General features: G+C 33.9%; 19 protein-coding genes and 1 other RNA gene. 9 read left to right on the forward strand and 11 right to left on the reverse strand.

All coding sequences use genetic code 11. The features are described from left to right. Positions 1–199: 199 nt before the first annotated feature. The 3 genes from recG (at position 200) to pheT (ending at position 5,981) form a co-directional block, all read left to right on the forward strand. Complete coding sequence (gene recG, locus H033_RS0115655; protein WP_026839155.1) at positions 200–2,305, forward strand: ATP-dependent DNA helicase RecG; 2,106 nt, start codon at positions 200–202, stop codon at positions 2,303–2,305. Between the two features lie 192 nt (positions 2,306–2,497). Continuing rightward, complete coding sequence (locus tag H033_RS0115660) at positions 2,498–3,412, forward strand: tetratricopeptide repeat protein (RefSeq protein ID WP_026839156.1); 915 nt, start codon at positions 2,498–2,500, stop codon at positions 3,410–3,412. A 142-nt stretch (positions 3,413–3,554) separates the two neighbouring features. Next, on the forward strand, positions 3,555–5,981 hold the full coding sequence (pheT, locus tag H033_RS0115665; RefSeq protein WP_026839157.1) for a phenylalanine--tRNA ligase subunit beta: 2,427 nt from the start codon (positions 3,555–3,557) through the stop codon (positions 5,979–5,981). 301 nt (positions 5,982–6,282) lie between these two features. Here the strand turns inward: pheT and H033_RS0115670 are convergent, their stop codons facing one another. Then, positions 6,283–7,092, reverse strand: a complete 810-nt coding sequence (locus H033_RS0115670) for a DUF6503 family protein (RefSeq protein WP_026839158.1) — start codon at positions 7,090–7,092, stop codon at positions 6,283–6,285. A 253-nt stretch (positions 7,093–7,345) separates the two neighbouring features. Then, positions 7,346–7,840, reverse strand: coding sequence for a YkgB family protein (locus H033_RS20430; RefSeq protein WP_034886426.1), 495 nt, complete (start codon positions 7,838–7,840; stop codon positions 7,346–7,348). A 357-nt stretch (positions 7,841–8,197) separates the two neighbouring features. On the opposite strand from H033_RS20430, the gene H033_RS0115680 reads away from it, so the two are divergent. Beyond that, the gene (locus tag H033_RS0115680; protein ID WP_026839159.1) at positions 8,198–8,917 is read left to right on the forward strand and encodes a hypothetical protein; all 720 of its coding nucleotides are present in this window, start codon (positions 8,198–8,200) and stop codon (positions 8,915–8,917) included. A 10-nt stretch (positions 8,918–8,927) separates the two neighbouring features. Here H033_RS0115680 and H033_RS0115685 read toward each other — a convergent pair whose 3' ends face one another. Beyond that, positions 8,928–9,938, reverse strand: coding sequence for a DDE-type integrase/transposase/recombinase (locus H033_RS0115685; RefSeq protein ID WP_026839160.1), 1,011 nt, complete (start codon positions 9,936–9,938; stop codon positions 8,928–8,930). A gap of 214 nt (positions 9,939–10,152) precedes the next feature. Between H033_RS0115685 and H033_RS0115690 the strand changes: the two genes are divergently transcribed. Next, positions 10,153–10,401, forward strand: coding sequence for a DUF2007 domain-containing protein (locus H033_RS0115690; RefSeq protein WP_026839161.1), 249 nt, complete (start codon positions 10,153–10,155; stop codon positions 10,399–10,401). Continuing rightward, the gene (locus tag H033_RS0115695) at positions 10,391–10,591 is read left to right on the forward strand and encodes a hypothetical protein (RefSeq protein ID WP_026839162.1); all 201 of its coding nucleotides are present in this window, start codon (positions 10,391–10,393) and stop codon (positions 10,589–10,591) included. Before H033_RS0115690 ends, H033_RS0115695 begins: the two co-directional genes overlap by 11 nt. Before the next feature lie 57 nt (positions 10,592–10,648). On the opposite strand, the gene H033_RS0115700 is transcribed toward H033_RS0115695, so the two are convergent. Continuing rightward, the gene (locus H033_RS0115700; RefSeq protein WP_026839163.1) at positions 10,649–12,280 is read right to left on the reverse strand and encodes an ABC-F family ATP-binding cassette domain-containing protein; all 1,632 of its coding nucleotides are present in this window, start codon (positions 12,278–12,280) and stop codon (positions 10,649–10,651) included. A gap of 180 nt (positions 12,281–12,460) precedes the next feature. On the opposite strand from H033_RS0115700, the gene H033_RS0115705 reads away from it, so the two are divergent. After that, positions 12,461–13,882 carry a hypothetical protein gene (locus H033_RS0115705; RefSeq protein ID WP_026839164.1) on the forward strand — a complete coding sequence of 474 codons (1,422 nt, stop codon included), beginning with the start codon at positions 12,461–12,463 and terminating at the stop codon, positions 13,880–13,882. Between the two features lie 80 nt (positions 13,883–13,962). Here the strand turns inward: H033_RS0115705 and fsa are convergent, their stop codons facing one another. The 3 genes from fsa to ffs all read right to left on the reverse strand — a co-directional run bounded on the left by fsa (position 13,963) and on the right by ffs (position 15,622). Continuing rightward, positions 13,963–14,616 carry a fructose-6-phosphate aldolase gene (fsa, locus tag H033_RS0115710; RefSeq protein ID WP_026839165.1) on the reverse strand — a complete coding sequence of 218 codons (654 nt, stop codon included), beginning with the start codon at positions 14,614–14,616 and terminating at the stop codon, positions 13,963–13,965. 48 nt (positions 14,617–14,664) lie between these two features. After that, positions 14,665–15,483 carry an SDR family oxidoreductase gene (locus tag H033_RS0115715; protein ID WP_026839166.1) on the reverse strand — a complete coding sequence of 273 codons (819 nt, stop codon included), beginning with the start codon at positions 15,481–15,483 and terminating at the stop codon, positions 14,665–14,667. Between the two features lie 40 nt (positions 15,484–15,523). Beyond that, an RNA gene (gene ffs / locus H033_RS21405) (signal recognition particle sRNA small type) lies at positions 15,524–15,622 on the reverse strand. An 87-nt stretch (positions 15,623–15,709) separates the two neighbouring features. Here ffs and H033_RS0115720 point away from each other — a divergent pair. Both H033_RS0115720 and H033_RS0115725 read left to right on the forward strand, forming a co-directional pair. After that, complete coding sequence (locus H033_RS0115720) at positions 15,710–16,765, forward strand: glutaminyl-peptide cyclotransferase (protein WP_026839167.1); 1,056 nt, start codon at positions 15,710–15,712, stop codon at positions 16,763–16,765. Further along, positions 16,762–17,166, forward strand: coding sequence for an acyl-CoA thioesterase (locus H033_RS0115725; protein ID WP_026839168.1), 405 nt, complete (start codon positions 16,762–16,764; stop codon positions 17,164–17,166). The genes H033_RS0115720 and H033_RS0115725 overlap by 4 nt, the downstream gene beginning before the upstream one ends. An 18-nt stretch (positions 17,167–17,184) precedes the next feature. Here H033_RS0115725 and hemL read toward each other — a convergent pair whose 3' ends face one another. From hemL to H033_RS0115745, 4 genes are all read right to left on the reverse strand, one after another. Further along, positions 17,185–18,471 carry a glutamate-1-semialdehyde 2,1-aminomutase gene (gene hemL / locus H033_RS0115730; RefSeq protein WP_026839169.1) on the reverse strand — a complete coding sequence of 429 codons (1,287 nt, stop codon included), beginning with the start codon at positions 18,469–18,471 and terminating at the stop codon, positions 17,185–17,187. A 21-nt stretch (positions 18,472–18,492) separates the two neighbouring features. Continuing rightward, positions 18,493–19,305 carry a glucosaminidase domain-containing protein gene (locus tag H033_RS0115735; protein ID WP_034886427.1) on the reverse strand — a complete coding sequence of 271 codons (813 nt, stop codon included), beginning with the start codon at positions 19,303–19,305 and terminating at the stop codon, positions 18,493–18,495. Beyond that, positions 19,298–20,233: a 1-aminocyclopropane-1-carboxylate deaminase/D-cysteine desulfhydrase gene (locus H033_RS0115740; protein ID WP_026839171.1), complete on the reverse strand. Its 936-nt coding sequence runs from the start codon at positions 20,231–20,233 to the stop codon at positions 19,298–19,300. The genes H033_RS0115735 and H033_RS0115740 overlap by 8 nt, the downstream gene beginning before the upstream one ends. Before the next feature lie 66 nt (positions 20,234–20,299). Then, positions 20,300–20,626 (reverse strand): hypothetical protein, encoded by a 327-nt coding sequence (locus H033_RS0115745; RefSeq protein WP_026839172.1) that lies wholly within the window; start codon positions 20,624–20,626, stop codon positions 20,300–20,302. Between the last annotated feature and the right edge of the window lie 32 nt (positions 20,627–20,658).

The following is a 20,658-nucleotide window of genomic DNA, read 5'->3' on the forward strand; positions in this document are numbered from 1 at the left end:
CAAAATCTGTCTATTAATTTAGGAATCTTAGAAAGCGATTGTTTTTGATGATCACTTATGTTAGAATCTGTTTCAAATTAAAAGCCTCGGGGCAAACCCACGAGATACTGGTTTGGGAAATAATCTTGAATTTGAGGCAAAGCTCAAGGAAATCAACCCTCAATGAGGGATTAAAAAAGGAATTTAATATCTTCGTTTTATGAATGCCAATTTTCTACAAACCCCCATAGATTATTTAAAAGGAGTTGGCCCCAGCCGGGCTGAGTTATTTAGAAAGGAACTAGGCATTCATACCTACCAGGATCTTATAAATTTCTTTCCCAATAGGTATCTGGATAAAACCAAGTATTATAAAATAAATCAACTTCAGCAAAATTCTGCAGAAGTACAGGTGCTTGGGAAAATAGTTGCTTTTAGAACTATTGAACAAAAAAGAGGCAAACGTCTTGTTGCCGATTTTGTAGATGAAACCGGAAAAATGGAATTGGTATGGTTTAGAGGTCAAAAATGGATTCGGGAGAATTTAAAGCTTAATGTTCCTTATGTCATCTTCGGAAAGACCAATTGGTTTAATGGACTGTTTAGTATGCCACATCCAGAAATGGAATTACTGGAAGAACATGAAAAAAGTTTACGAACTGCAATGCAACCCGTGTATCCGTCTTCAGAAAAATTGACCAATAAAGGAATTACAAATAGAGTAATCAATAAATTAATGCAACAATTATTTATTGAAACCAAAGGAAAATTTTACGACACTTTACCACAAAATATTCATGAAGATCTAAAATTAATTTCGCGTGCAGAAGCACTTTTTAATGTTCATTTTCCAAAGAGCCAAGAGCTATTATCCAAAGCACAATTCCGGTTAAAATTTGAAGAATTATTTTATATTCAGCTCCAACTTTTAGTTAAAAACATGCTCCATAAAAAGAGAATTAAGGGTTATGTTTTTGATACCATTGGAAATAATTTTGAAACCTTTTATAAAGAACATTTACCCTTCGAATTAACTGGTGCCCAAAAGAAGGTGATCAAAGAAATTAGGAGTGATCTTGGGAGCGGCGCACAGATGAATCGACTTTTACAAGGAGATGTAGGTTCCGGGAAGACTATAGTAGCCTTAATGTCAATGTTAATAGCACTTGACAACGGATTTCAAGCATGCTTAATGGCTCCTACTGAAATTTTGTCAGTACAGCACTATACAGATTTAATTGAATTATGTAAAGAACTGAACACCAGTATAGAACTATTAACTGGTTCAACTAAAGCTTCAAAAAGAAGAGAAATTCATGAAAAACTGGAAAATGGAGAATTAGACATCCTAATTGGCACTCACGCTCTGTTAGAAGACAAGGTAAAATTCAAGAATTTAGGCCTTGCGATCATAGATGAGCAACACAGATTTGGAGTAGAACAACGCTCCAAATTATGGAAAAAAAATGAGCTCCCTTCACACATTTTAGTCATGACCGCAACACCAATTCCAAGAACACTTGCTATGAGTTTATATGGCGACTTGGATATCTCTGTTATAGACGAACTTCCACCTGGAAGAAGACCCATAAAAACAGTTCATAGATTTGATAGTAATCGCCTAAAAGTTTTTCGATTTATAAGAGATGAAATTGAAAAAGGGAGGCAAATTTATATAGTATATCCATTAATTCAAGAATCCGAAAAAATGGATTACAAAGATTTGATGGATGGTTATGAAAGTGTCTCAAGGGAATTTCCAATGCCCAAATATCAGATTTCCATTGTGCATGGACAGATGAAATCTGCAGACAAGAATTACGAAATGGATCGTTTTATAAATGGCGATACTCAAATTATGGTGGCGACTACCGTAATAGAGGTTGGTGTTAATGTTCCAAATGCCAGTGTAATGATTATTGAAAGTTCCGAAAGGTTTGGCCTTTCACAATTGCATCAGCTTCGTGGTCGTGTTGGACGGGGAGCAGAACAGAGTTATTGCATCTTGATGTCCGGACACAAGCTTTCTGAAGACAGCAAAACTCGCCTTCAAACAATGGTGAGCACTAATGACGGCTTTGAACTCGCAGAAGTAGATCTCAAATTAAGAGGTCCTGGTGATCTTATGGGAACCCAACAAAGTGGAGTTCTTAATTTAAAGATTGCAGATATTGTAAAGGATAATCAGATCCTTAAATCTGCTAGAGATTATGCTAAAAGATTACTCACTGAAGATCCAAACCTAGAACTACCCGAGCATAAAATGGTGAAATACACCTACCAACAAGTGGCTAAGCACAAGAATATTTGGAATTATATTAGCTAAAACCGGCATGATATATTTCTTAAATGCTGATTATTAGATTATTGAAACTAATTTCGTAACTTTAAGCCCCTGCGGTTTACATAAATAGTAATCGCAATTCCTGCCCTAATTAATTTTAAAATCCCCAATTCATAGTATTGAGTTCAATTTCTCCTCCCAATAATATTGTAATACTAATATTAAATTAAAATTATGAAAGCACATTTAAACCTTAAGTGGTTTATAGGCGTATTGCTTATAAGCCTGAGTCCTTTAGTTCTAGGACAAGAAAAATCTGAACCAAATTTATCAGATAAATTACACACAGAATATAAAGCGAATGGTATTGAGCAAAGCCTTAAAATGTATGAAGAACTAAATTCCGACAAAAGTTATACCGGATTTGAAGAACCTTTAAATGTCCTAGGTTATACTTTGATGTTAGAAGACCAAGATTTAGATGCCGCTAAAATGGTGTTTGAAGCTCAAATTGCAGAATACAACGACCAAGCTAATCCATATGATTCCTACGCAGATCTTTTATTAGAAATGGGAAATAAGGAAGAGGCTAAGAAAAATCTCAAAAAATCTGTTGATTTAGCAGAAAAAGGTGAAACTGATCTTGATCAGCAGATATTTGGTGCATCCAAAGCAAAACTCGCAAAATTGGATAACAAGCATAGAGTGTTTGAATTTTTAGATGGCAAAAGCGATGTAGATATAACCAGATATGATAATGATAAAATAGCAAATAAAAACAAATTGTACAGCACTGCTAGTTATGATGAAAGCGGTAATATATTAACCCTCAACTTTACAAATCAGAATGATGAAGTAGTATGGAAGCGTATAGTTGTTTATGATGCCATAGAAGATCAATACGATATGGCATTTTTAAACACCTCAGACCCCTTGGGAATTAGCATGTCACACATAAAAGTAAAGGATCTGGGAAATAATAAGACGGAATTAATAGAATCTTATGTAGATAGAAAAGGAAAAGAACATAAGATGAAGCATGAGATAATGAAAAACGATGGCGCTGTAGAATGGGTTGTTTTTGAGCAAGCAGAAGATTCCAATAACTGGGAAAAAGTAATGGTTCAAAATTTCAGCAAATCTAAGTGATTGAACAGAATTTTATAAAAGTTCATAAAAGGAGGTGGCAACACCTCCTTTCTTTTTTGCCACAAATACCATTAAAAAATAATTTTGTTATTATGTCAATACCTTTGGTAATACTATCTTTGCAGCTTGAAAAACCTATTCGATGAAAATTTCATATAACTGGCTTAAACAATTTATTAAACTTCCCGATAACCCTGAAGAAACCGGACATTTACTAACAGACCTAGGTCTTGAAGTAGAAGGTATCACTAACTTCCAAAGTATCAAAGGAGCATTAGAAGGTATTGTTACAGGACATGTTTTAAGTTGCATTCCACATCCAAACGCAGATAGATTACAACTATGTAAGATAGACGTTGGAAATGGAGAAGCCTTGCAGATAGTATGTGGCGCACCTAATATTGCAGCTGGTCAAAATGTACCCGTTGCAACTATTGGTACTACGCTTTATGATGATAAAGGAGAAGCTTGGGAGATCAAGAAAGGAAAGATTAGAGGAGAAGCCAGTCACGGGATGGTTTGTTCTGAGAGCGAACTAGGCTTAGGAAGCAGTCATGACGGGATCATGGTTTTGAAGAAAGACCTTATCCCCGGAATGCCAGTAGCAAAGATCTTCGAAATTGAAAATGATCAAGTATTTGAAATTGGGCTAACTCCAAATCGTGCGGATGCCATGAGTCATTGGGGTGTTGCTAGAGATCTAAAAGCAGGTTACCAACAACAAGCCTTAAGCTTAGAGCTTATAACTCCATCTGTAAGTGGTTTTCATGTGGATAGTAGAAGTTTAAGGATACCTATTCAGGTAGAAGATTCTAATTTGGCACCAAGATATTGTGGAGTAACAATTTCTGGGATCAAAGTTTCAGATTCGCCGCAATGGCTTCAAAATAGATTAAAAGCGATCGGGATAAATCCTAAAAACAATATTGTAGATGCAACCAACTACGTAATGCATGAGTTGGGGCAACCTTTACACGCTTTTGATGCTGAAATGATCGCCGGAAACGAGATTCATGTAAAGACATTAAAAGCTGGAACAAAATTTACCACATTAGACGAAGTTGAAAGAGAACTGCATGCCGAAGATCTAATGATTTGTGATGCAGAAAAACCTTTATGTATTGCAGGTGTATTTGGCGGCATAAGCAGCGGTGTTTCACAAAGCACAACCAAATTATTTATAGAAAGCGCCTATTTTAATCCTGTAAGTGTCCGTAAAACTGCTAAAAGACACGGTTTGAATACAGATGCCTCCTTTAGGTTTGAACGCGGGATAGACCCTAACATGACGGAATATGCTTTAAAAAGAGTTGCCATTCTAATTAAAGAGGTTGCCGGAGGTGAAATCACCAGTGATATAGATGATCTTTATTTCAAAAAAACAGAAGATTTTCAAGTGTTCTTGACCTTCGAAAAAGTTAACAAACTTATTGGGCAAAACTTAGCTGAAGAAACTATCAAGTCTATTTTAGCTTCTTTGGAAATTCGAGTGAACAATATTACCGAAACAGGAATGGGTCTTACCATTCCTTCTTACAGGGTAGATGTTCAAAGAGAATCTGATGTTATTGAAGAAATATTAAGAATTTACGGATATAACAATATTGAATCTGGAACTAAGCTTAATGCTTCTATAGCTAATTCAGGAAAATTTGAAGATTATAAGCTTCAAAATCTAATTGCCAATCAGTTGGTAGGACAAGGTTTCTTTGAAACTATGGCAAATTCTTTAACTACTCCAGCATATATAAAATTATCTGAGCAGTTAAAGGAAGAACAGAATGTGGTAATGCTGAATCCTTTGAGTCAGGATCTTTCAGTTATGAGACAATCCTTGCTGTTTTCTGGATTAGAGGCAGTGAACTACAATATTAATAGAAAGCAGGCAGATCTAAAGTTATTTGAATTTGGTAAAACCTACCATAATTATGAAAGTGGAAGAATAGAAAATAAACACCTTAGCCTTTTTGTTACTGGCGACAAGTTTTCTGAAGGTTGGAATACTGAAAATAATAGCGGAAATTTCTTTTACACAAAAGGAACTATAGAGCGTGTTTTGGAAAGATTAGGGATCAATTCAATTAAAACAGGAGAGGTGAAATCTGATGTTTTTTCTGAAGGAATTTCCATAAGCTCCGGGAAAGCGAAATTGGTAGAATTTGGAGTGATCAAGAAATCTATTCTAAAACATTTTGGAATCCAACAAGAAGTATTATTTGCCGATTTTAATTGGGATCTAGTACAAGAAACCGCAAAAAATCAGAAAACAAAATTCGCTGCAATTCCAAAATTTCCTGCCGTTCGTAGAGATTTCGCATTGTTAATTGATAATTCTATAAACTATAAACAAATAGAAGATATAGCAAAGCAAACAGAAAAACGCTTATTGCAATCGGTGAATTTGTTTGATGTATATATGGGAGATAATTTACCAGAAGGTAAAAAAAGTTATGCCGTAAGTTTTAAATTTCAAGATGAAAACAATACACTTACAGATAAACAAGTAGATAAGATTATGAGTAAACTTCAACAACGCTTTGAGAAAGAACTGCAAGCAGAACTAAGATAAATAAAAGAAGCAAAGTAAAAAGCCTTATTTCTATAATAGAAATAAGGCTTTTTTTTATGATTTTATAATTCTAGAAAAAACTTTTCATTTAATAAATAGTAAAATCATTTTCGCACTTGTACACCTAAATTCAATTCTTCACAACTATTGCTAGGTCATATTGAAGGTGCCTGAATCATTTCAATAAATAAATACAGAAAAAATTATTGAAACATCTTCAATAACCTTTTCTATAAATTAATTCCTAAAGATTTGAGAGGCTATTTATCTATTAGCTTAGCCTCTAAAATTGATCGAAATATTACTGTTTACTTTCAACCACTGTGGCATTTGCAGGTACGGAATAAAAATTTTCTGGTTGCGCCTCATTGGAGACACTTATAGTATTAAAATCGACCCTATTCTTTTCCTCTTTCACCTCACCTTTATCAACATTATACCAGGCTATGGATGTAGGTAAAAATATCCCGTCTACCTCGGACCATTTGTCATAACTAATATAGTTAGGCCATTCTGGTTTTTTGTCCGATCCAAAAGTTGCTTTGTAGGAAAGCCAAGCCATTTTGTATGTTTCTGGATTATAATACAAATAATATTCATCACTAGAGGAAGCACCCACACCAGAATCAAAAGTAATTTTTAAACCATGATAATTATTTCCATTAATTTCTTTATCCTCTGCTTTAGAATAATTCGCATCTTGATCTGCCAGTACAAATGGCATAGCATAAAAATAGAACATTAGATTATGCATAAAAATGGCATTCCCTTTGTAATTTCCATTTTTGTTGAGTACCCAAGCATTATTACCATCATAGCCTATTTCATAATCCGTAGTCACTGTTTTGTCCATTCTATTCTTCAAATCAACGATATGCTGTTGAGATTCACTTCCATCACCAATAGTGAATTTTAATGTTTTTCCATTATTCCATTGTTCAATTCCGCCATGTGCCTCAAGCACTTTAGCAAAATCCTCCGGATATCGGTTATCAGTCATTTCTTGATTCGAAGAAGTTGTAGACTTCTCCTCCTTGAACTCTTGCTTTTTTGATGTTTCCTGGCAGGAAATAAGTAAACATAGTAAACTAAATAAGGCTAATTGTTTCATAGTTTTTATTTTGAAGTTGATTTCTAAATCTGTCTTGCGTTAAATTTTAATTTATATCTATACTACTCTTATTAACAAGAACATAAGAAAAATGTTCTTCTCTAAATCACTTAATCTTTATAAAATAATTCTCTCATGTACATAATAAAATATCTTCGTTTTATATTATCCAGAATCCTTTAATATTTAAAACTTAGAGTACATCAATGTTTTCAATTATTTTTGGACTTATCACCAAGGAATAATAGAAAAACTATAGATTTAGTCTCTTTGTTATATTTCTAGTTTCTCCCGCAGTAAATATAGCTGCTCCCAACAATAACATATCTTTCAATAAAAATTGACCTAGCATAGGAGATAGAAATGGAAAGCCACTTCCGTCTTGCCATATGGCACCAGCAGCGGTATTTAATATATAACTAAGTGTAACAATAGCCATTATTATAACTCCATAGCTACCCAAAACAGAAAGTTTTGGTGCTAGAGAATATAAGACTTTGATCAAGCCGAAAACAATTTCTGTAATACCTATTAATATAGAAAACCCTTGTACACTCATCAAACTATAACCCCAAGACAGAAGCCCACTATTTTCTATTAAGGGTTTAATTCCTTCTGCCTCATACATTGTGAATTTTAGTCCTCCTATCCACATTAAAATAATAACAAGACTGTAACGAATAATAAAGGCAACTATTTTTTCTAAATTATTACTAGTGGTATTCCTAAAATTTTTTTCTTTACAAATATTTCTTTTTTAGAGGTAATTATATTAAAACCATAGGATTTTGATTACCGAAACTTGTTGAACTTTCTTACATATTTATAAAACTCTTTTTTTGCTTTCAAATTAAAGCACACAAAAAAATTTATCACATAAATTTAGGGATTATTAATGGAGAAAACTAGAGCCTGTCTAGATTCTTATGAGCGACAGATAGTTTTCATGAAACATAAAATCCAGAGAAAACAAGCGAAAATTATAAATATCAATCGTAATTATAGAACCAAACCTATATTTACATTCCACAACTCCTAAATTTTACAGATACGTTGTTATTTATCCTCTAAAGAACTAAATTAGAGTAAACTAATTATTTTAAAAATGGAACTGCAAGGCACTCATATTCCTGATAAAATTCTACAAAACAGAAATAAAAGAATTTCTGAACAACATTTATTGGAAGAAGTACAAGAGATATTTGATCGAGAACAAATTAAAGATGATCTAATTCTAAAAAATATTACTGAAGGAATTGAAACCGAATCTAATTCTTTAAAATTCGATTTCTTAGAAACTTCAAAAATTTATCACCTTTCCGATATCGAAAAGATATGCATAGATTACAGATTGCGATTTTTGAACAGTTCCTTATTTAAATCTGAACTACCTTATGAAGCGATCTCTAAAATAAAGCACTTAGAAAAAATTCATGAAACCAAGTTGGAAGGTTTTAAAATAATGGCGCCTGCAAAGCTATTCAAACTGAAGAACGCAGATGACCCCTTGCTATTTGCACCTATAGGAAACCAATATTACTATTTGATCCATTCTTGGGGAAAAGACCTACATCCTTTTAGGAAACTAATGATGTGGCCTTTTAAAAATCTAGAAAACTTTATTTTACTTTTATTGGTAGTTAGTTTTTTTCTTACCACTCTTGTCCCTGAGGGTATGTTTAGCCAGAAACAGACAACTACAGAATTTTTAGTGATCTTTTTGTTTATGTTCAAATGGATTGCTGGATTGGCTATATATTTTGGTTTTAAAAAAGGCAAGAATTTTAGTGAAGCCATATGGAGAAGTAAATTTTATAATGCCTAGTTGTCGAGTTTCACAAGGTTGTTGATGGAAGTTGATTAAGATCAGATTGTAAACTTAGGATTTTATTTTTAAATTCATTGGGTGTTGTTTTAAATAATTCAGGTTCTATTTTGTACCATTTTTCAACTGCTTGAAAAGGAGTTTTCACATTAAGTTCTTTTCTCAAAGAACCATGCCTCCTGTACAAATTATAGTAGCACAGGAACTCCATCATATCCTTCCCCATCTGCTGTTTGTTTTGATATTTTATTTTTAGGATGGTATTGTTTTTAATCGTTCCGTTGGCTCTTTCCACCATACCGTTCGTTTTTGGTGTTGCTGGTTTTGTAAGCCTATGTTCAATGTTGTTCTTCATGCATTTCACATCCATTTTAGAAGGCTTGTCACAAAGTTTTCCTTTTTTGGACATAATAAGCCTGTTGGTGAATTCAAGTCCATTGTCGGTTAAGATATGACTGATATAGACCGGAAAGAAATCCAGGCATTTGTCCATGAAATCTTCTGTGCTCTCAGCCTTTTTGTTTTCATAGACCTCATAAAACATAGTCCTGGTGGCCCTATCTATTGCCACAAATAAATAATATGATTGCCCCTCGAATTTGGGCAAATAGGTTACATCTATATGTAGGTACCCTGGTTTGTAGGCTTTGAATTTTTTGGCAATATCCCTCTTTTCCTGAGGTACTTTATTGATGTTTTCCTTCACAAAACAACGGTAGACAGAACTTCTTGAAATTGCCGGGTTACCCTCCAACAAAGATTCCCAGACCTCATCAATGGGTAGCCACGTGGAACTCCTCAAACTTATGGCAAGCGCTTTTTCCAAATCGGTCAAAGCATATATAATGTTATGGGGCGCACAGGAAACATCTTGGACGAAATCCCTGTTTTTCCATTTTGAAATAGTTTGTTTGGAAACGTTGAACCTTGATGCCAATTCGGAATTTGTAGCAGAATTGGTTTGAATTTGGGTACGAATATTTATATTCGTAGTGGCATTGAAATGATAGATTTGTTGCATAATTATTTTTATTTGTGGTAAAACAAAAATAATCAACTTTTTTATCTGACCCTTTCGGGGTTTTCTTTTTCGGCTACGCCTTCAAAGAAAACCCCGAAAGGGATGAAATGCCATCAACATTGTAGTGAAACTTTACACCTAGTGGTATAAAAAAAATTAAATCTCTACTTATTTAGATTTCTATAACTAACTTAGTTTTTCTAAATTTTAAATAATGAGTGAAGATCAAGGTTACGAACATGTATATACTGGACCAGAAACAAATGTCCAATATTTACAGGAAATTTTTAATAAAGCAGGTTTATCTAATAGAGTAAGAAATGATTTTGATTCTGGCCTTAGAGCCGGATTTGGCGGAGGATTACCAGGACAAGTTCAATTATTTGTGCTAAGCTCACATCTAAAAGAAGCTTTGGAGATTGCAAAATCCACATTTCCAAAAGATTTTAAGGATGGAGAATAGCATCCCTGAAAATCGAAATATTTGGCACCTAGTATTAGGAATTCTATTTTTTATATATGGGTGTTATAAATTATACACTCTTACTGCTACTACTAATCAAGAAGAAAACACTTTTGGATATGTTATTGCTATAGGCTTTATAGCCTTTGGAATCTATGATCTCTATAAATATTACAAAGGATCTAAATAAATAAAAGCCCAAAAAACAATGTTTTTTAGGGCTTTTATAATATTTTGAGATCTGTAATTATGCTACTACAGCATACATTTTATCGCGTTGCTCTTTGATCTTTTTATCTTCCATATACTCATCAAAGGTCATATGTCTGTCTATTACTCCAGAAGGGGTTAATTCTATCACTCTATTTGCAACTGTTTCCGCAAATTCATGATCATGAGTAGTAAACAATACTGTACCCTTAAAGTTTTTTAAGGAATTATTAAAAGTGGTAATAGATTCAAGATCCAAGTGGTTTGTAGGCTCATCTAGCATTAGAACGTTCGCACGCATCATCATCATTCTACTCAACATGCATCTTACTTTCTCTCCTCCAGATAACACTCTCGAAGTTTTTAAGGCTTCTTCTCCACTAAAGATCATCTTACCAAGGAATCCTCTAATATAAACTTCCTCTCTCTCTTCTTCGGTCTTAGCCCATTGTCTCAACCAATCTACTAAGGTGTAATTGTTATCAAAAAACTCTGCGTTATCTAAAGGCAAATAAGAATGAGAAGTAGTTACTCCCCAATTGAAAGTACCTGCGTCTGCTTTTTGTTTCCCATTTAGGATCTCATAAAACGCAGTAGTTGCTCTAGAATCTTTAGAATAAATAACGACCTTATCTCCCTTTTTCAGGTTGATATCTACATTTTTGAAAATCACCTCTCCATCAATAGATGCTTCTAAACCTTCAATATTTAATATTTGATCTCCCGCCTCACGTTCTCTTTCAAAAATAATAGCAGGATATCTTCTACTTGAAGGTTTAATACCTTCTATATTTAGCTTATCTATCATTTTTTTACGAGAAGTCGCTTGCTTAGATTTTGCTACGTTTGCGCTAAATCTTCGAATAAACTCTTCTAGCTCTTTTTTCTTTTCTTCGGCTTTCTTATTTTGTTGTGAGCGTTGTCTTGCTGCTAACTGAGAAGATTCGTACCAGAAAGTATAGTTTCCACTAAAATGATTTATTTTACTAAAATCTATATCAGAAATATGGGTACACACTGCATCTAAAAAGTGCCTATCGTGAGAAACTACGATTACAGTGTTTTCGTAATTTGCTAAAAAATTCTCTAACCATAAAATAGTTTCGTAATCCAGGTCGTTGGTAGGCTCATCCATAATAAGCACATCTGGATTACCAAATAAAGCCTGAGCTAATAAGATCCTCACTTTTTGTTTTCCATCCAGATCCTTCATTAATGTATAATGATGATTTGCTTTAATCCCTAAATTAGAAAGTAAGGCGGCTGCGTCACTATCTGCATTCCAGCCATTCATCTCTTCGAATTCTACTTGCAATATCCCTACTCTTTCTCCATCTGCATCATTAAAATCTTCTTTGGCATAAATGGCATCCATTTCATTTTTAATTTTATGCAATGGCTTATTCCCTATAATTACCGTTTCCAGCACCGAGGTTTCATCATATAAATTGTGGTTCTGCTCTAAAACAGACATTCTCTTTCCTGGCTCCAAATGGACGTGACCGCTTGTAGGATCAATTTTTCCTGAAAGGATGTTTAAAAAAGTAGATTTTCCGGCACCATTAGCTCCAATGATTCCGTAAATATTACCCTGAGTAAAGGCTGTGTTTACTTCATCGAATAATATACGCTTGCCAAATTGAACCGATAAATTAGAAACTGATAGCATATTCTTACGTTTTCTTTCTGAAATTTTTGCAAAAATAACCATTATTGTCCACGTGATAAAACATTAACGTTTTAATTAATCCTTTTAACGAGTGGTTAACATGAAGCAAATATCTCAAAATCTATATTTGTAGCAATTCATACTCTATCTGCTTAAAAAAACAAGCAAGAATTACCCCAAATGAAATTAAAATTACCTCTTTTACTAATTATTTCTTTGTTTTTTCTCTCCTGCGACAAGGAAAACAAAACTTCTAAGGAGGTTTATATAAAAGGCCAAATAGCCAATCCCAGTAGTGAGTACGTTGTTATTTCTAGGAATAACATAAATATTGATACACTGCGATTAGATAAGAATAATAGATTTGAAGGAAATCTAAAAGACATAGAAGCAGGCTTATATGTTTTTAGACATCCGCCAGAAAATCAGATAATATATTTAGAGCCAGGAGATAGTACTTTAGTATGGCTTAATACTCTAGAGTTCGATGAATCTTTGAATTTCAGCGGAAAAGGTTCTGAGAAAAGCAATTTTCTTACCAATTTATATCTCCTTAATCAACAAGATAACGATCTTATTTTATCTTACTATAAATCTGATCCTTCGGAATTTGCTAAGAAAACAGATTCTATTAGAGCCCATAGAAAGCAAAAACTGATTGATCTTGAAGAAAAATATGAGGTTTCGCAAGATTTTTATAAAATTGCAAATTCAAGTATTAACTATGAGTATTACGATCTTAGAGAACGCTACGCATTTCTAATTAGAAAATACAACCCGAGCTTAGTAGATAAGATCCCATCAGATTTTCATGATTATAGAAAAAATGTTTCATTTAATGATCCTATTTTGGAAGATTCATATGTTTATTTAAATTTTATAGATGATTTTTTAAGAACAAAAACTTTAGAAGATTGCGCTAAAAACAAACCAAACGATAAAAATTGCACTAATTTAAATAGTTTCGAAAATATAAGGTCCCGTATAGAATTAGTAGACTCCTTAATTCAGAATAAAAATATAAAGAATACATTTTTAGACAGATTAGCCTCACAAGGAATCATTTATTCCCAAAAAGAAGAAAATGTAGATTTGATCTTAAATTTATTAAAAAAAATGGATTATTCCGGAAACATGAAAAAAGGAATAGCTCAGATGGCTAAAATCCAATCAGATTTTTTACCAGGTAATTCCCTTGGTGATAAGGTTTATATAAATACGAAGAAGGATACTGTTAAGCTTAAAAGTTTTTCGCGTAAACCAACAATCACTTATAGGTGGATGAGCTCTTCTCCTTCGCATTACATATGGCAACAGGAAATTATTGAGAATTTACAATTTAAATATCCAGAAGTGAATTTTATAGGTATAAATCTAGACATGGGTGATACTGATAAATGGATTAAAGTTATTGAAAACAATTCATTCGATCCTGAATTACAATTTCAAGCCACTAATATTCGGGTAGATGAGAACCTTCTTAAAAATTATTTGAATAAGTTAATTTTCATGGATGCTAAGGGTATTATTATAAGAGGAGATCTTCAAATAAACACTCCAGACCTGGAAAATAAGATCTTAGAATTTATAAGTCAGCAATAACAAATTTCATCTTGTAAGAAAAATAAAAAAGCCTGATCAAATTAATGATCAGGCTTTTTTATGTTAAAATATGTTTATAATTAATTCCCTTTATTATAATCTTCAAGGAATTTAGCCAGTCCAATATCTGTAAGTGGATGATTTAGCAATCCTTCTATAGACGACAATGGCCCTGTCATTACATCTGCTCCTAGTTTTGCACAATCTATAACATGCATAGTATGTCTTACTGAAGCTGCCAAGATTTGAGTCTCAAATTCGTAATTATCGTAGATCAATCTGATTTCTGAAATAAGATTTAAACCATCTGTAGAAATATCATCTAATCTCCCAATAAATGGAGAAACATAAGTTGCTCCCGCTTTAGCAGCTAATAAAGCTTGCCCTGCAGAAAACACCAATGTGCAATTTGTTTTAATTCCTTTGTCGCTAAAATATTTAATGGCTTTTATACCATCTTTAATCATAGGAACTTTTACTATAATCTGTTCGTGCAATTCAGCTAATTCCTCACCTTCTCTAATAATTCCTTCATAATCTGTAGCAATAACTTCCGCACTAACATCGCCATCTACAATATCACATATCTTTCTATAGTGCTTAAATATATTATCCTTCCCTGTAATTCCTTCCTTAGCCATGAGAGATGGATTTGTGGTAACCCCATCTAAAACCCCTAGTTCTTGAGCTTCTCTTATCTGGTCAAGGTTTGCAGTATCAATAAAAAATTTCATAGTGTTATGTTTAAATAAGTTTAATACTTGTATTTACGCATTGCAAAATTACAATTTATAATGCTTTAGCAAGATCTTCTCATATAATTTGTCTGGAAGAATTCGCTTTAAAGCTATTGAGAATTTTTGTAAAGGTTCCCCAACTTTATAATGTCCTCTAGGCTTTGGAGTATTTATAATTTTAAAGATCATTTTAGCCATAAGCTCTGGGTCTTTACCTTCATCTACATGCTTATTCATAATATCCAACGTGTTCTGATACGCTTTTTTATAAGGAGAGGACTCCAAAACCGGAGCGTGGTATCTCCCAGCAGCAATATTGGTTGCAAAATCGCCTGGAGCCACATTGGTCATATGGATATTAAAATTCTTTAGCTCCATTCTAAAAGCCTCTGTAGTTAACTCTAGAGCTCCTTTGGTTGCAGAATATATTCCGCGGTAAGGCAATCCCATATATCCCGCAATAGAAGTAATATTAATTATAAGTCCTCCACCTTGTTCTCGCATTTTAGGCAGTACGGCTTTTGTAACATTCAAAGGACCAAAATAATTGGTATCGAATGCTTTTTTGATCTCTTCTTCAGGAGTTTCTTCAATAGGACCTGTGATTCCGATCCCTGCATTATTAATTAGAATATCTATTTTTCCTTCTTTATCTATCAATTCAGAAATAGCTGAAATGATAGTTTCATTCTTAGTAACATCTAATGCCAAAAGAGGAAAGGAAGTTGATTGAGTCGGATTTGGATTTCTACTTGTTCCGTAGACCCTAAAATTATTGGACATCAAGAATTCTCCTATGGATTTTCCAATTCCGGAAGAGCCTCCTGTAATAAGAACAATTTGTGGGGAAGTATCTGTTTTCATGATCACAAAGATGCGATAAAATTTAAATATCAGATACAAAAAATGGCAAGCGACCCACATCACACCGCTACGACCACTTACCCTTGCTGCGTTCCCGCCCTGGGGGATTCAGCAGGAGCTGGTTGTGTGGGACTTGCCGCTGCAAATATACAATGTTTACTACATTTTGCAAGGATTTTTTAAATTGAATTAATTAAATTAGCCCAAAGCAAATACCAATATTTTCATGAAGAAAGCTAAGTTCCTGTTACTGTTTATTTTAAATGTTTTATTTATTTCCTGCGGAAGCAATTCCGATAAAAATAAAAGTGATTTTTCTCTCAGTTTTGTGAGATCTAAAGCCGAATTTGAGGTAGGTGAAACAGTAAAAGTGTGTATTCAGAATCCTAAAAACAAAAAAATAGATTCTACTTCCTTTTATTTTGAATACCAATTATTGGGAACTGTAACAGCTGCTCCCGAATTAGAAATTCCTTTAAATTTTGAAAAACTAGGAAATCAGAAGATCAACGCAATTGTTTTTTCTGAAGGAGCAACGGACAGTCTTCAAATTGACTTTAAAATTTTTAATAATACTGCCCCTGAGATATACACATATAACATTATAAACACCTACCCTCATGATGTGGGAGCCTATACTCAAGGCTTAGAGTTTTTTAATGATACTTTATATGAAAGTACGGGACAATATGGTACTTCAACATTGAGAAAAGTAGATTTTAGAACTGGGGAAGTTTTTGAAAAAACAGAATTATCCGATCAATATTTCGGAGAAGGTTTATCTATTCTTAATGGTAATATTTATCAACTTACCTGGAAAGAAGGAGAAGGACTTATTTATAACCTTGAGAACCTCAAAAAAACAGGTTCTTTCAAATATAATAATAGTAAAGAAGGCTGGGGCTTGTGCAATGATGGTAAACAATTCTACAAGAGCGACGGAACCGAAAAGATCTGGATCTTAAATTCAGAAACTTTAGCTGAAGAAACTTTTATACAACCCACCACAAATAATTCTATCTCTACGCAATTGAATGAATTGGAATGGGTAGAAGGGAAAATTTACGCAAACACCTATCAAAAAGATGGAGTTGCCATCATTAATCCCACGAATGGGGCTATAGAGGGAATTATTAACTTTAAAGGCTTAAGAGATAAGGTAAGTCAGCATCCTAAGTTAGATGTTTTGAATGGGATCGCTTATAACCCAAATACTAAGAAATTGTATGTCACTGGGAAGAACTGGGATAAATTATTTGAAATTGAAATAATTAAAAAATGAGTGGTACTCCCGAAATCTTTGAAAAAACTATCACTGTAAAAGCTTCAGATCTAGATGAACTGAAGCATGTAAATAACGTTCAGTATGTCCAATGGATCCAAGATATTGCAAAAGAACATTGGGAAAAACGAGCTTCAGAAGAAATATTGAACACCTGTTTCTGGGTCGTGATTCGTCACGAGATAGATTATAAACAACAAGCTTTCTTGGATGATGAATTAATAATTCAAACTTTTGTAGGCGAACATACTCATGTAACCTCACAAAGATTGGTAAACATCTTGGACAAGGAAACCAATAAGGTACTTGTAAAAGCCAAGTCCACTTGGTGCTTGATGGATTACAACACCAAAAAACCAGTAAAGATCTCACAAGAGATGTTACGGGTTTTTTATATGTAATCTCTAGAGAAGGTTTTTCTATAAAATTTTAGCAACCTTATCTACCGCTGCTATAGTTTTATCCAGATCTTCATAAGATAAAGCCTCAGTTATAAACCAAGTTTCAAATGCACTCGGTGCAATATAGATCCCTTCAGCCAACATTCCGTGAAAAAATTCTTTAAAGATATGGTTATTAGCATTTGCTGCCGAGGCAAAATCTGTTACCGGAGTTTCAGAAAAATGAATTGAGATCATTGATCCTATTCTGTTTATAGTATGCGGAACATTGTTAGATTTTAAAACTGCACCGAAGCCTTCGTGCAAGTAAGCAGTTTTCTCATCTATACTTTTAAAGATCTCTCTCTTACTATCCAATTCTTCTAGCATCGCCAAGCCAGCAGCCATTGCCAAAGGATTTCCACTTAAGGTCCCAGCTTGATACACAGGCCCAGTAGGTGCCAAATAATCCATGATCTCTGCTCTGGCAGCAAAAGCACCAACTGGCAATCCGCCACCAATAACTTTACCAAAAGTTACTATATCTGCGCGTACATCCAGTCTTTCCTGAACTCCACCTGGAGCCAATCTAAACCCAGTCATTACCTCATCAAAAACCAGTAAGATATCATTCTCATCACATAGTCGGCGTAATCCTTCCAAGAAACCATCTCTTGGGGCAATACAGCCCATATTTCCCGCCACAGGCTCCAAAATAATACATGCAATTTCTCCCTGATTCAGTTCTACAAGATTTCTAACATCATCAAGGTCGTTATAAGTTGCAAGCAAGGTGTCTTTGGCTGTACCTGTAGTCACCCCAGGACTATTTGGAGTTCCAAAAGTTACGGCACCACTCCCCGCTTGTATTAAAAATGAATCACTATGACCATGGTAACATCCAGCAAATTTTATAATTTTTTCTTTTCCTGAAAAGCCACGCGCCAGTCTCACAGCACTCATACAAGCTTCTGTTCCAGAATTCACGAACCTTATTTTGTCAATATTGGGTACCATTTTTACTGCCAATTCAGCAATCTTGGTTTCAATCTCTGTGGGAGTTCCAAAAGAAGTTCCTTTTTTCGCCTTTTCAATAACCGCATCTACCACCGGTTTAAAAGCATGACCAAGGATCATTGGCCCCCAAGAATTTATATAATCTATATACTTGTTTCCGTCTTCATCATATAAATAAGCACCTTCAGCTTTTTCAATAAAAATTGGGGTTCCTCCAACTGCACTAAATGCTCGAACTGGAGAATTTACTCCTCCAGGTATTACTTTCTGTGCAGCTAAAAACAATGCACTACTTCTTTTATAATTCATAATATATTTTCAATTTTATACTTATTTCAAAATCAATTCCTGCCCAATAGAAATATTGTTATTAGATAAATTATTGATCTTTTGTAAGTCCTCGACGCTAATATTATTTCGTTTTGAAATAGAATATAAGGTGTCTCCTTTTTGTACTATATAATTATTAGACCCATTTGCTTGAACAGCCACTTCTCTTCTGTCTCTTTTATAGGTATTACCTAAAACTTCACTATCAAATCTATCAAGATTATACCGTTCTATTATTTCTATTAGCTTTTTGGGATACAATCTATCTGTGGCATACCCAGCAGCACGAAGGCCTTTTGCCCAGGCTTCATAATCATCGGGATCCAATTCAAAAAGATCTGCATAGCGCCTGCGCTGGCTTAAGAATAAAGAATGATCGCGATAAGAATATTTAGGATCGTTATATTTCCTGAAGCATTCCTGAGATCTATCATCATCATGATAAACCTTATCACCTTCCCAGTCATGGCATTTTATTCCAAAATGATTATTAGCCCTCCTGGTGAGCTCGCCTCTTCCCGCTCCAGATTCCAAAATTCCTTGAGCCAGAGTAATACTTGCCGGGATCTTATAAAGTCTCATTTCTTCTTGAGCTATCTCATAAAATTCAGCCACATACTCTTCTACCACATTTGCGTACGAGCCTCTGGGAGCACTTTCTCGTTTAGAAGAATTCTTGTCATCTCTTTTTGAAGAAACTTCTTTTATCTCTTTATTTTTATGTGAAGCCACCTTCTTTTTACTTCCACAAGAAGTTAGAAAGAGTAAAAGAAAGAGCCCTACGAAAAGCTTATGAAGTTTTATTTTATACATCTAGTAACGGAAGATTTTTTTTGATCAATAATTCATTCATTCCGGCGATACCTTGAAGCCCTCCAGTATGAATGGCTAAAATACGAGAATTTTGAGGGAATTTAGAATTTTCTATCATATTGATAATCCCATATAACATCTTACCTGTATAAACGGGATCGAGCGTAATCTCGTATTTTTTATTGAACAGGTTTATAAAATGTATCAACTTAGAATCCACTTTTGCGTAGCCTCCAAAATGATAATCGGTTACTAAACTCCAATTATTTTGTGTAGTATATTTTTTTATTTCTGATGAGATCCAATCTCCTTTAAGTGCTGGAAATCCTAAAATTTTTTGATTGGGTTTTGAGGCATTTATAATCCCCGCAATCGTACCACCTGTACCGATAGAACAACAGATATAATCAAACTCCTTATCTTCCTCTTTTAAAATTTCTTCGCAACCTTTTATCGCCAAAGAGTTTGTTCCTCCCTCCGGAAGAAGGTAGAAATCTCCAAATTCTGCCTTTAAATTCTCGATAAAATCTGGCTCCTCTTTTCTTCTATAAGTTTCTCTGGAAATAAAATGGAGCTGCATTCCGTGAGCTACTGCATATTTCAAGGTCTCATTAGTATCCAAGGTTTTCTTTATATCCTTCCCTAGCTCTTCTCCCCTAATAATTCCTATCGTCTTTAAATCATATTTCTTACCTGCTGCAGCGGTTGCTGCAATATGGTTAGAATAAGCGCCGCCAAAGGTCAAAAGCGTTGGCGAGTTGCTTTTTAAAGCTTCAGAGATATTATATTTTAATTTTCTAAATTTATTTCCTGAAACAAAAGTATCTATAAGGTCTTCTCTTTTTATATGTAACGAAATGTTGGAAGGTTTAAAATGAGCAACCAGTTGATTGGTTGAAAAAGTAAAATTAAAATCGGCTTCCTGCATCATTCTGCAAAGATTCAAAAAATGCATTCAGAATAAATAAAAAATGAGAGTGAATTTTTGAAGAGCTTAAAGATATTTCAGGAAACCCCAAAATCTTCTGTCTTTTATATATTTCATGTTGAACTCATTTTCGTAAGCCTCTCTTTCAAAAGATATATTTCGGTATGCTAAAAATTTATTTTTATACTGAAGATATCTGACACCAAATTCTATCCCGTACCACACATAGAAAAACACGAGGAGCATTTCTGCTTGCTGCTTTAAATGGATCTTTTCATGATTTAGTAAAACAGGATCATTCTTGAAACTTTTATCTTTTAATATAACAAATGGCCATAGGCTAATCCCATTGAAACCTTTAGCGAGTAGAAATTTGTTTACCAGAACAATCATTGGCGAAAGTTAAGAATTTGTATTTTTGTGAT

The organism is Gillisia sp. JM1 (assembly GCF_000424645.1).
Taxonomy (GTDB): Bacteria; Bacteroidota; Bacteroidia; order Flavobacteriales; family Flavobacteriaceae; genus Gillisia.